The sequence below is a fragment of the Patescibacteria group bacterium genome, from assembly GCA_018897195.1.
GTDB lineage: Bacteria > Patescibacteriota > Patescibacteriia > Patescibacteriales > UBA12075 > JAHILH01.
Genome location: JAHILH010000001.1, coordinates 17101 through 29873, shown reverse-complemented (window position 1 = coordinate 29873; position 12773 = coordinate 17101). Strand labels below are relative to the sequence as shown.

The window sequence follows — 12773 nt, the reverse complement described above, 5'->3', positions numbered from 1 at the left end:
TAGGAGCTCCTGATAATTACTACGTATTGAAAATTCATTTTCTTCATTTAACTAATACAGTGTCCGCCATGGCAAATTCATTTCATTAAAAAAACTCTATCATTAGCTTCAAAATGTATATCTCTGTGCCTTTTATATAAACCGCCTCCAGGGGGGGGCACTGGCAAAATCATTTGCGCCACAAAATTTCCACTACTACTCGCCTTCACGCCAAAAACGCGAATAGGACCACCAAGCATAAACATCTCCATCGGACCAAGTTCAACATTGCTCACGTCAACATTCCACTGATTCTGATTAAAATCCAACAAAATAAAATTATTCTCAACGTCTTTTGATATTACAATCCCAGTCAAGCGCCCAGCATCAGGCTGCATCCAAAAATTAATATTCTGATTCATTAGATTGGGATAAAAAGGCATACTTTCGCCCAAAATTCGATCAAATTCTTGACCAACGCCTGCCTTAAAAAATAATAAGCCCAAAAACAAACTGATCACCACATTGGCTAACAAGACAATGGGTACCGAATAGCGATAACCGTTCTTTGTATGCTCAATATTGTAATAAACTAAAAATATAAAAAAAGCGAGCAAGGCGAGCCAAAAATAAGGCAAAGAAATTAAGATAAAACTCAAAAAACTTTCCCCGATTTGTTTATAGACATTCCAGTCGCTAAAACGCAACATATATATAATCACCGAAAAAGCCAAGCCGCCAATCAACAAAGACAAAACGCCGACTGCCCACACTAAATAATCCTTCAACAAGAAGTGCCACTTCGGTGTCGGTGCCAGTTTATCGCTTTTGATTTTATCAAGTAATTCTTGATCAAATTTGTTATCGTTTGTCATGTAATTAATATTATTCCTTTGTCATCCTCGCGAACGCGGGGATCCAGGTACCTCGTAGATTGTTTTTAATATAGGTAGAATTAAAATTTACGAAGTATTTATTATTATCAATGTTTTTATTAAGATTAGTCTCTATAATTATGTATCCATTGTCTGTGGCGCCTGGATTCCCATTTTCATGGGAATGACGCGGATTTTTTTAAAACTTTTTTTAACTCCTGCTTTGCCTTATTGATTCGCGAGGCGACGGTGCCGATTGGTTTCTTGATAATATCGGAAATTTCTTGATAATCTTTTTCTTCGAGATATTTCAAAATCAATATGTCACGATATTTCAAGTCTAGTTGCCCCAAAGCCGTTTGGATTTTGATTTTCAAAAAATTACTGTCCAAACTGCGTTCAATGTCGAAGTCGTCGGCCAGGTGCTTGATGCGATCACTATTCATATCCAATTCCACCATCTGCGGTCGCGACTTGGTTTTGCGAAAATTATCAATCACAACATTGTGTGTAATGCGATAAATCCAGGACGAAAACTTCAAACCATCATCAAAATCATTCAAATTTACAAATACTTTCAAAAACACATCCTGTAATAAATCTTCAGCTTCTTCTTGGCTAACATTAGATATTCTTCTGATATAGCTAAGGAGCTTGGTTTTGTAGCGTTTTACAATATGCAAAAAATAACTCTGATTTTCCAAAATCAACTCCACAAGTTCCTCATCTTTTTTATTGTCTAACTCATTTTCTTCGGGCATTGCAAAAACTATTGTAAGTTATTAACTAGTAGTACGCATCAAAAGGCTTTTTTCTTCATCATCTCTTGTCATTCTGAATCCCGACGCTTCGGGATGAAGAATCTGTAATAGTTTGTATAACAATAAAAACCTATTCAAGCCGTATTTGATGTATTATAGATCCTTCGCTTCGCTCAGGATGACAAAAAATAGAGAGTTACTTTCCTTTAATAATCTGACTCAATTTCTTCACACTCCCGCCGCTCACCTTCATCTTCGTCTGCTTCTTTTTGTCGCGTTTGATAAACTTTTTCTCAACGTCCTTTTGCCGGTCGTCAAAAGTTTTTTTGCCATTTGGTGATTTCATAAAAATATGTTATAATTTTTATATCTACATATTAACATATTTATATAAATGAATAAACCGTGGCATAAAAAATGGTGGGGCATTTTACTAATAGCACTCTTAACGATTGCACTCATGCTTCTGTCCGCATTTGGTTTTTTGCTTATTGATATTACCAAACAAACACAGACACAGGCTGGCAAATCCGCTTTTGTAGCCAAGACTATACCCAAAGAGATCTTGGGTGAAGATAATTACTGGATCGGCTCGGCTAATCCCAAAATTACCCTAGTCGAATTTGCCGATTTTGCTTGTCCGCATTGCGCCAACACCTTTCCAGTCATGCGTGAACTAAGTATTAAATACAAAAAAGATATTAAAATAATTTTCCGCGACTTCCCCGTCATTACAGAAACTTCCGGCGACCTCGCTCTCGCAGCCCGCTGTGCTGGTGAACAAGGTTTTTTCTGGGTCATGCATGATAAATTATTTTTAAATCAAGGTATCAGCACCGGTGACCAATTAAAAGAATTAGCCAAGCAAACCGGGGTCAATATGGATAAATTTAATACCTGTTTTGATGGTAAAAAATACCTAAGCAAGATTCAAAAAGATTTAACTGACGGCAACAACCTCGGCGTTACCGGCACCCCGACTTGGTTTATCAATGGTCAAAAAGTCGCCGGCGACATTCCCCTATCCGGATTTGAACAAATAATCAAAGAAATTTTAAATAATTAAAAATAACAAAATTTTATGCATCAAATCAGATTTCACGGTCGTGGTGGACAAGGAGTTGTCACTGCTGCTGAACTCGTTGCCGTTTCCGCCTTTTACGAAGGCTGGCAAGCTCAAGCCTTCCCTTCTTTTGGCGTTGAAAGAACAGGCGCTCCCATCGAAGCCTTCGCCCGCATGGACAAGAAGCCGATTCGCACCCGCGAACATGTGCAACATCCGGATATTTTAATCATTCAAGATTCAAGCCTGATTGGCACCGTTGACCTCTTGCGCGGTTGTGGCAAAGACACTATTGTTATCGTTAACACAACCAAATCAAAAGACGAACTAGCCATTGATTTGCCGAAAGAAAATATTTTTGCAATTGATGCAACCAAAATCGCGTTAGAAGTCTTGGGACGCAATATCGTCAACACCGTCATCCTCGGCGCCTTTGCCAAGGGGACAAAATTAATCAGTCTTGAATCCCTAAAAAAAGCCATCACGGAAAAGTTTGGTAGCAAGGGTCAAGCAATGGTTGATAAAAACATCAAGGCCATTGAAGAGGCTTACAAATTATAATTCTAACAATTAACTTTTAAATACTATGAAAATACCTGTTGTTTCCCAACCTGCCTCAACCACGGTCAACAAGACTGGTGGCTGGCGCACTTACATTCCAGCTACTGACTTTGAAAAATGCATCGGTTGCGGCACTTGTTCACGTGTTTGTCCAGAGGGTTGTATCGCGATGATTAATAAGGCGAATAAAAATAAGCCGCAAACTGACTATGACTTTTGCAAAGGCTGTGGCATTTGCGCGGTTGAATGTCCAGTTAAATGTATTAAGATGAATTTGGAGGCGAAGTAATGCAATTGTTTTGTCATTTCGCAGCGAAGCGGAGAAATCGCTTCGACTGAACTAAGTGTACAGAACATTATCCAACGCACGAATAATGTCGAAGCGATGTCTCACTCCCGTTCGACATGACAAAATAGAATTTTTAAAATTAAAATATTATCTTATGTCTAATCAAATCATGGAGGGCTCTCACGCAATTGCTGAGGTGATTGCCAATATCAAACCAGCGGTGATTTCGGCTTACCCAATCACACCCCAGACTCACATCGTTGAAGACCTAGCCAAGATGAAGGCCGATGGCAAGGGAACCTATGAATATGTTCGTGCAGAATCAGAATTTGCCGCTGCTTCAATCGTACTTGGTGCGAGTGCCACTGGCGTGCGGACTTATACTGCAACTAGCTCACAAGGATTACTCTTGATGGTCGAAGCCGTCTTTAATATTGCCGGCATGCGTTTGCCGATTGTGATGACCTGCGCTAATCGTGGCGTCTCTGCTCCGATAACAATTTGGAATGATCACCAAGACTCAATGACTGTGCGTGACGCCGGCTGGATTCAACTATTTGCCGAGAATCACCAAGAAGCCATTGAGCAACATATCCTTGCTTACAAGATTGCCGAGTCTTTAAAAATTCCAGTCATGGTAAATGTTGACGGCTTTGTGCTTACTCACACTTATGAAAGCGTTTCCATTCCAACCAGCAAGGAAATCAAAAATTTCTTACCAGACTACAAGCCGGAAAAAAACACCTTTTTGGATACTGCTAACCCAGTCAGTCTAGGCGCTTTTGCCACTCCGGCGCATTACATGGGCATTCGTGAAGAATTACATAATGATATTCGTAATGCACAAAAGACCATTAAGGATGAATACGAAAATTTAAAGAAGTTAGTACCGAGCGCGATTAAACAAACTGAGGAAAAAGCGATTGTCAACAATGGCTTGATCGAATACTACGGACCAAAAAATCCCAAGACAGTTATTATTGCCATGGGTTCAGTTATCGGCACCATCAAAGATGTCATCGACGAGCACAATACCGGTGCTGATAATATCAACTTTCTTACTTCAGGAACTGGTGTCCTTAAAATAAAAACATATCGCCCTTTCCCACAAGACGAAGTCTTGGCAATCGTTAAAGATGCTCATGAGATTGCGGTCATTGAAAAAGCAATTTCACTCGGCGCGACTGACGGACCTTTGGGATTGGACGTGAAAGCCGCGATCAAGAATAAAGCTTTGACCAAGGTTCAGACTTTTGTCGTCGGATTAGGCGGACGAGATATTACTGCTGATATGATTAAAGGTATTATCAAAGAAGTGCGAACCAAGGGTGATGAAGTGAAGTTTGTGAAATAAATTTGTCATTCTGGAAGGAGTCGGGACGACTGATAGAATCTTCCGATGTTTAAATAGTAAAGAAAATTTTATCATCAATCATTTTTTTAAACATTCGAAGATCCTATCGCTTCGCTCCAGGATGACGAATTAAAAATATGTTCAAAACAAAAAAAATCCTATCCATCGCTTCCCTATTTATTTTCCTAGGCATGTTTTTCGTATTCACAAACAACGCTCACGCGATTACGTATAAGGCACAGATTGGCTTTGGTTCATTTAGTGTCGAAAAAGAAATCGGCCCTGATTCTATCGGCGAATATATAACCGAAGTTTATAAATACGCCGTCAGCGTAGTGGGAATTTTGGCATCGATTGTACTAATGTGGGGCGGCGTGCGCTGGCTCACAGCCGGTGGTGACAGTGCCGCAGTTGATGATGCCAAGAAATGGATCGAAGGAGCTTTGTCGGGATTAGTATTAGTGATGACTTCGTATATGATTTTGTATTTTGTGAATCCGGATTTGATTAAGTTTAAGTCAATTAAGATTGATCCGATTAAGGCGGTTGCCACAACCAATAAAGATATATTTGCCACCGCCGAGGGGTGCTGCTTTTCAAATTGCACAAGCTTAAGTTATGGAAAGGATAAATGCACATGCCAACCAAGCACAAAAGATGCATGCACTGGCACATATAATTCATTTGACGCAAGTCAAAAAGACTGCAGTAAAGACTTTGGAGATAAGACCTGTGTAGCTGGCGCAACAGGTAGCGGCAATTGCGAAGGGGTGACAAATGGAACAAGGTCACAAAAAGATGGAGTTGAGGGATACTGTCGTCTCAATGAATGGTATGCATGTATTAATCCCAGTGGTTTTTGCGAAGATAATCTCATGGACTATAGTTGCAAAAATTCATCAGGTTTTTGCGGAGGTGGCAGTGGCGGCGATTGTAATTGTAAATTAAGATTAGACGCGTGGGGCTATGCAGTACCTCTATTAAACGTGGGCGATTGTACATGTAAATAAAATTTCCAAAAAAATGAAACTAAAAATACACAAAATAATATTTCTCGTCTTTATTTCTCTTAGCTTGTATTTAAGTTTTGGACAAATTAGTAGGGCTGAATGTGTGTCTACTCCGCTTCCGAGTGGTGGCACTTCTGAAGTTTGTACTGAATACGACGAAACTGCGCCAGTCGCTCAACCAAATAAAACAACGGAAATAAACTTCACTCCCCAAATTCCTTTCGGTGATACCATAACATCCGACGACATCAAGGCTGGTGCAGGGATTGCAAAATACACCACCAATGTCTATAAATACGCTGTCAGTATTGTGGGCATTTTAGCTGCGATTGTATTGATGTGGGGCGGTGTGCGTTGGTTGACTGCTGGTGGAAACCAAGAAGCGGTTGGTGATGCTAAAAAATGGATTGAGGGAGCCTTATCTGGATTAGTTTTAGTTATGACTTCGTATATGATTTTGTATTTTGTAAATCCTGATCTGACGACTTTTAAATTGATAAAAATAACACCGATAGAAGAAAAAGTAACGCCAGAAGTAGCCAGAGTTACAAAAATAGACACGAGCACAATTCTTACTGGAATTGGAAGAAAAAGGGATTGTGTTGGTTCAGAATTTGAAGGCTGCGTAAGAATGGATAATCTTCAGCCAAGTATTATAAATGTAATAAGTAATTTTTGTAAAAATTTACCACCTGGTGAGTGTTATATAACTGGTGCCGGTGAAGCTGGTCACACAACCGGAGCTACCGGACACGACACCGGTAATAAAATAGATTTAAGACTAACGCCCACACTGACTAATTACATTGAAAAAAATTTCACACCAGCCGGAACTAGAAGCGATAAAGCTATAATGTATTTAGATCCAAAGACAAATAATTGCTATGCCCTAGAATCTAATCATTGGGACATACAGGGTGTCTCAAGAGGTTGCCCATAAAAATATGCTATATTTCACAAAATACGCCGAAGAAAAATTTCTTATCCTGAATAAATACAAAGTTTTTTTTACACGCGAACAAATTGAAGACACGGTAAACACGCCGAACAAGACCGAAAAGAACGGTGCGCATTTTAGTTGTGAAAAAGATGGTATTAAAGTAATTTTAAAAAAGGAAAATAATATAAGTAAGGTTATTACATTTTTTCCGGTAAAGCAATAATGGCCAGCGTTGACCACCTCACCCCGTCCCCTTCATATTTGATTGGACGAGGATTACGCTAACCCTCTCCTGGCCAGGAGAGGGAGAATATATTCCCTCTCCTTTGTAGGAGAGGGCTAGGGTGAGGTAGAAATATTTTTATGTACGACATTGAATCAAACATCTTATCGATTGAAGTTGCGAAGGGCAAGATTGCCAACACTAAGGAATTTGGGAATTTTATTATTCACACATCAGCAAATGGTAAACCGCTTTTAATCGAAATCTTAGATGCTTCGAACTTTACTAAAAAATTTGATATTTTAACAGAATTAAATAATATTAAAAATTTAGCACCAAACACTAATCAATAATTTATAAATTAATATAATATAAACAAAAGTATGCCAACAAATACAAGGAGTAACGTAAAGACTACAACGGTAGTCAAAAAACCTAAACAAAAAACAATGTTAGCGCCCGGACACAGAGCTTGTGCTGGCTGTGGTCAATTGATCGCCGCTAGAACGGTTGCCAATGTTTTGGGAGCTAATACTATTATCACCAATGGCACAGGCTGTCTTGAGGTGACCACCACCCCCTACCCAGAATCATCTTGGGGCATGCCATGGATTCATTCATTATTTGAAAACGCAGCGGCAGTTGCAACAGGCGTTTCCGCGGCTTTGCGACAACAAAAAAAGGATAAAAAAGTTAAAGTTGTTGCCCAGGGCGGCGATGGCAGCACCTTTGATATCGGTTTTGGCTTGATTAGCGGTATGTGGGAACGTGGTGAAGATATTTTGTATATCTGCTATGACAATGAAGCTTATTCCAATACCGGTATGCAGGCTAGTGGCGCGACTCCAATCGGGTCATCTACAACCACTACCCCAGTTGGCGCCTTAACTACTGGCGCTGTAAGGCCAAAAAAGGACATGTTGGCAATCGCTCTTGCTCACGGCGTAAACTATGTAGCCCAATCCACCACTGGTTACTTAGGCGACATTGAAGCCAAGGTAAAAAAAGCCTTGGAAACACCTGGACCAGGCTATATTCAAATCCTTTCTCCCTGTGTTCCTGGTTGGGGCATCAAATCTAGCGATGCGATCAGCCTTGGCAAAGTGGCCGCGCAAACCGGTCTTTATCCCCTACTAGAATTCGTAAATGGTGAATTAACTAAAAAATTAAACATCCCGAACAAGATTAAAGTTGAAGAGTATTTGAAAGCGCAAGGTCGTTTTTCACATTTATTCAAAACTCCAGAGGGCAAAAAGACCATCAAAGTCATCCAAGACATGGCTGATAAAAATATCTCAAAATACGGATTGTAATTAAATACGAATCGCAACGCATAGTTCCCTCTCCTGGCTAGGAGAGGGACAGGGTGAGGTGGACAACGAGCAAAATACTCACACAACTCAAAAAAAATAAAAGACGCGGGCATTAACCTGCGTCTTTTATTATATAAAATTTTATTTCAAGGCTCCTTCTTCAAACTGCCCCCTCACCCCGACCCTCTCCCGCCGGGGCGAGGGAGAACACATCAACACTCTTAAGCATAATAAAAAGCCTTAGTTTTTAAACTAAGGCTTTTTATTTTATAATATCGGACTATTTAGTCTTACGGCTCGCTGACTCAGTCAATCCTCGGTAACCAGTTCCAGACGGAATCAAACGACCGATGATAACGTTTTCCTTCAAACCTTCAAGGTAATCAACCTTGCCGGTAACAGAGGCATCAATAAGCACTCTGGCGGTTTCCTGAAAGGATGCCGCTGATAAGAAACTATCAGTCGTCAAGGACGCTTTAGTAATACCCATCAACAATCTATCGGCTCGCAAAGTATCATCTACGCCACCTTCCATTTGTCGCAACGCTCTATCCACCACAGAAGACTCTACGATTTCACCAGACATCAATGAAGTGTTGCCTGAGTTACGAATAAAGAATCTTGAGAACATTTGACGAGAAATAATTTCAATATGCTTATCGTTCAAAGGTTGACCTTGTGAAGAGTATACATTTTGAATTTCTCTAATAATATATTTTTGTGTATCCAGCTGACCCTTGTAGCGGAACAATTCTTGCAAATCAAGACTACCATCTGTCAACGTATCACCTTTCTTAACATCATCGCCATCTTGTACTAAGATCGCGGTGCCTTTTGCCAAGATATATTCTTTGAATTTCTCAGCTTCAGCCTCAACCTTCACGCTGTTTTCACCCAAAATCGCTTTACCATTCACCTCAGAAGTAACAATTTCTTTACCAACCTTGAAAAGCTCTTGGCCCATGATTATTTTCTGACCATTTTCTACCAAAACTTTCACGTCTTTCTTGCCAATCACTGGAGCCTTTTCTTTCTTGTCGCTCTTCGCAGCTAATTTCGCTTTGGTGATTGCTTCAGCAAAACCGTAACGATTGATTTCATGACCCATGTAGTAAATCTTCAAAATTTTGATATGAGAACTACTTGGCACTGATTTACCATCAACCACTTTTTGCGCTGATTCAATCTGTACACGTCCGGACTCTTCAGCCAAGAAGGCTTTTCTCTTTGGCGCACGCGCTTCGAAAATTTCTTCTACACGAGGCAAACCTTGAGTAATATCATCAACACCAGCCACACCACCAGTATGAAAGGTTCTCATCGTCAACTGTGTTCCCGGTTCACCAATAGACTGAGCAGCGATAACACCAACAGCGGTACCCATCTTCACGGTCTTGTTGTAACCTAGATCCCAACCATAACACTTCATACACACACCACGAGATAACTTACAGCTAAGTACGGCACGAATTGTCGCTTCTTCAATATCTTCATTTTTGATCTCATCATAAATATCATCATCAATCAAGGTGTCTGCCTTTACCAAAACTTTACCAGCAGTATTAACTAAATCCTTAGCCAAGTTACGACCCAAAACTCTGTTCGCCAAAGTTGTGCCCATTTCTTCACTCTCTTTTTTGTTAATTACCATACCTTCAGTATCACCACAATCTTCTTGAGTGACAATCATATCTTGAGACACATCTACCAAACGACGAGTCAAATAACCAGCGTTCGCTGTTCTCAAGGCCGTATCAGACAAACCTTTACGTACGCCATGAGTCGCGATAAAGTATTCCAATACACCGAAACCCTTTTTAAAGTTTCCTTTAATCGGCAATTCGATAATATCACCAGATGGAGAGGTCACCAAACCTTTCATACCCAAAATCTGTGTCAACTGTGCCCATGAACCACGAGCGCCAGATTCAATCATCGAATAAACCGGACTTTCAATTGGCAAACCTTTTTTACAAATATCAGTTACACGATCCTTGGCTGATGTCCATAACTCAATAATCTTGGAATATCTTTCAGAATCAGTTAATAAACCTTCTTCGAATTGTTCTTGAATCTCTTCGACTTTTTCTTGAGTCGCGTCAATCAAGGCATCCTTCTCATCGAATTGTGGCAAATCGCCCATACTCCAAGAAAGTCCACTTCGTGTAATAAAGTCAAAACTCTTATCTTTTAATTCATCAATTAAAGTCACTGTTTCATCAGCACCGTAATATCTAAAACTATCTTTCACGATATTTTTCAATACACCCTTATCAACCACCTTATTAATGAAACGCAATTTATCAGGCAAAATGTCGTTAAACATCACGCGACCAGCCGTTGTTCTAATAATTTCACCGTTACGCAATTTCACCAACATCGGTTCTTGCAATTTGATTGCCTTAGCATCGTAAGCCAAGATAACTTCATTTTCAGATGAAAACTTCTTCAATTGCTTATCTTCACGATCATCCTTCACCTCGTTCGTCAAATAATATGAACCCCAAACAATATCTTGAGAAGGCGCAACTACAGGGTCCCCTGTCGCTGGTTTCAAAATATTCTTGGTTGAAAGCATGATATTTTCCGCTTCCCAGATTGCTTCTTTGGTCAAAGGCACATGAACGGCCATTTGGTCACCATCGAAATCGGCGTTAAACGCAGAACAAACAGAAGGGTGGATTTGAATCGCTTTACCTTCAATCAAAATCGGTCTAAACGCTTGGATACCTAGTCTATGCAAGGTAGGAGCGCGGTTTAACATTACAAATGAACCCTTGATGATATCTTCCAGGATATCCCAAACCACATCCGCACCAGTTTCCATGAATCTGGAAGCAGAACGCACATTGTGTACGATGCCTTGTTCAATTAACTTACTAATTACAAACGGCTTAAACAATTCAATCGCCATAATTTTTGGCAGACCACATTGATCTAAACGCAATTTCGGATTAACTACAATTACAGAACGTCCAGAGTAATCAATACGTTTACCAAGTAAGTTTTGTCGGAAACGACCTTGCTTACCTTTCAAAGAATCAGCTAATGACTTCAACATTCTCTTTTGTCCAGTGGACGCAATCACAGTCTTACCATGACGAGCGGAGTTATCAATCAAAGCATCAACCGCTTCTTGCAACATACGCTTTTCATTACGACAGATTACTTCCGGTGCGCTCAAATCAGTCAATTGCTTCAAACGATTATTTCGGTTAATTACACGACGATACAAATCATTTAAATCAGAAGTCGCATAACGACCACCGTCCAAGGCAACCATTGGTCGCAAGTCTGGTGGGATAACCGGGATATGAGTCATAATCATCCATTCTGGCTTGATGCTATTACCCAACAAGCTCTTTGCCAATTTCAATCTCTTTACCAATTTATCACGTTTTGAATCCAAACAATCTACTAAATCTTCTTGCAATTTCGCAATCGTTTTTTCCAAGTCAATCTTTTCTAACAAACCACGAACTGATTCAGCACCAATTCCAGCTTCAAAAATATGACCATATTTCAAACTCAAATTCTGATAAACACTTTCGGAAATAATCAACAACGGCACTAACTCTTTCAATTCTTTTTGCGCTTGATCAAGAGCATCATTCAAGTTTTCCATCTTTTCATCATGCACCTTTTTTAAAGACACAATCTTACCATCCATTTCCTCATCAATTTCCAAAACTGATTTTCCTTCCTTGCTCATCTTTTGTTTTTCAGCCTTAATCTCGCTCACCTGTCTGTTAAACTCACCTTCAATTGATTTTTTCTTTGAGGCAAATTCAGTTTTGATTTGGTCCAAAGTCGCCATTTTTAATTCCTCATCCACATCAGTGATGATAAAGTTGGCAAAATAAACTACTTTTTCCAAAGCTTGCATTGATAAACCTAAAAGCAAACCGATTTTTGAGGACAAGCCACGCAAAAACCAAATGTGAGTACAAGGAGTTTCTAATTCGATATGACCCATTCTTTCACGACGAACAATACTACGTGTTACCTCCACGCCACACTTGTCACAAACAATACCTTTGTATCTGATTTTTTTATACTTACCACAATAACATTCCCAATCCTTAGAAGGACCAAAAATCTTTTCGCAAAACAAACCATTCTTTTCTGGCTTTTGAGTGCGGTAATTGATTGTCTCTGGTCTGGTGACTTCACCATGAGACCAAGACAAAATAACTTCAGGAGAAGCTAGTTTGAGTTTTACAGCATTGAAGTCTGTAGTTTTAATTGGATTCAACATATTTTATATATTTAATTTTTTAGAATTAAAATGTATTTTTACATTGTTGGCTCCATAGTCCCGAATGGGCTGTGGAGTCGTTGTGTAATTACTTAAATTTTCATTATGAAATATTTTTATTGATTGCACTAAGGCTCCACAGGGCGC

Annotated in this window: 13 protein-coding genes; 9 read left to right on the top strand and 4 right to left on the bottom strand. The window is 39.6% G+C overall.

Annotated elements, in window-relative coordinates:
• Positions 1 to 77 precede the first annotated feature (77 nt).
• The 3 genes from KKD45_00125 to KKD45_00115 all read right to left on the bottom strand — a co-directional run bounded on the left by KKD45_00125 (position 78) and on the right by KKD45_00115 (position 1961).
• Complete coding sequence (locus tag KKD45_00125) at positions 78 to 854, bottom strand: hypothetical protein (GenBank protein ID MBU4308910.1); 777 nt, start codon at positions 852 to 854, stop codon at positions 78 to 80.
• 176 nt (positions 855 to 1030) lie between these two features.
• Positions 1031 to 1615 carry an RNA polymerase sigma factor gene (locus tag KKD45_00120; protein MBU4308909.1) on the bottom strand — a complete coding sequence of 195 codons (585 nt, stop codon included), beginning with the start codon at positions 1613 to 1615 and terminating at the stop codon, positions 1031 to 1033.
• Positions 1616 to 1811: 196 nt separating this feature from the next.
• Positions 1812 to 1961, bottom strand: coding sequence for a hypothetical protein (locus KKD45_00115; GenBank protein ID MBU4308908.1), 150 nt, complete (start codon positions 1959 to 1961; stop codon positions 1812 to 1814).
• A 48-nt stretch (positions 1962 to 2009) separates the two neighbouring features.
• Here KKD45_00115 and KKD45_00110 point away from each other — a divergent pair, with 48 nt between their 5' ends.
• The 9 genes from KKD45_00110 to KKD45_00070 all read left to right on the top strand — a co-directional run bounded on the left by KKD45_00110 (position 2010) and on the right by KKD45_00070 (position 8368).
• On the top strand, positions 2010 to 2681 hold the full coding sequence (locus KKD45_00110; GenBank protein MBU4308907.1) for a DsbA family protein: 672 nt from the start codon (positions 2010 to 2012) through the stop codon (positions 2679 to 2681).
• Between the two features lie 15 nt (positions 2682 to 2696).
• Positions 2697 to 3239: a 2-oxoacid:acceptor oxidoreductase family protein gene (locus KKD45_00105; protein ID MBU4308906.1), complete on the top strand. Its 543-nt coding sequence runs from the start codon at positions 2697 to 2699 to the stop codon at positions 3237 to 3239.
• 25 nt (positions 3240 to 3264) lie between these two features.
• The gene (locus KKD45_00100; GenBank protein MBU4308905.1) at positions 3265 to 3528 is read left to right on the top strand and encodes a 4Fe-4S binding protein; all 264 of its coding nucleotides are present in this window, start codon (positions 3265 to 3267) and stop codon (positions 3526 to 3528) included.
• A gap of 154 nt (positions 3529 to 3682) precedes the next feature.
• Entirely contained in the window at positions 3683 to 4882 is a 1200-nt protein-coding gene (gene porA / locus KKD45_00095; protein MBU4308904.1) for a pyruvate ferredoxin oxidoreductase, read from the top strand.
• A gap of 137 nt (positions 4883 to 5019) precedes the next feature.
• The gene (locus tag KKD45_00090) at positions 5020 to 5892 is read left to right on the top strand and encodes a pilin (GenBank protein MBU4308903.1); all 873 of its coding nucleotides are present in this window, start codon (positions 5020 to 5022) and stop codon (positions 5890 to 5892) included.
• Positions 5893 to 5995: 103 nt separating this feature from the next.
• Complete coding sequence (locus KKD45_00085; GenBank protein MBU4308902.1) at positions 5996 to 6832, top strand: pilin; 837 nt, start codon at positions 5996 to 5998, stop codon at positions 6830 to 6832.
• Positions 6833 to 6836: 4 nt separating this feature from the next.
• Positions 6837 to 7055 (top strand): hypothetical protein, encoded by a 219-nt coding sequence (locus tag KKD45_00080; GenBank protein ID MBU4308901.1) that lies wholly within the window; start codon positions 6837 to 6839, stop codon positions 7053 to 7055.
• Positions 7056 to 7195: 140 nt separating this feature from the next.
• Positions 7196 to 7408, top strand: coding sequence for a DUF2283 domain-containing protein (locus KKD45_00075; GenBank protein ID MBU4308900.1), 213 nt, complete (start codon positions 7196 to 7198; stop codon positions 7406 to 7408).
• Positions 7409 to 7438: 30 nt separating this feature from the next.
• Positions 7439 to 8368 (top strand): pyruvate ferredoxin oxidoreductase, encoded by a 930-nt coding sequence (locus tag KKD45_00070; protein MBU4308899.1) that lies wholly within the window; start codon positions 7439 to 7441, stop codon positions 8366 to 8368.
• Between the two features lie 280 nt (positions 8369 to 8648).
• Here KKD45_00070 and rpoC read toward each other — a convergent pair whose 3' ends face one another.
• Positions 8649 to 12626 carry a DNA-directed RNA polymerase subunit beta' gene (gene rpoC / locus KKD45_00065; GenBank protein ID MBU4308898.1) on the bottom strand — a complete coding sequence of 1326 codons (3978 nt, stop codon included), beginning with the start codon at positions 12624 to 12626 and terminating at the stop codon, positions 8649 to 8651.
• Positions 12627 to 12773: the final 147 nt, after the last annotated feature.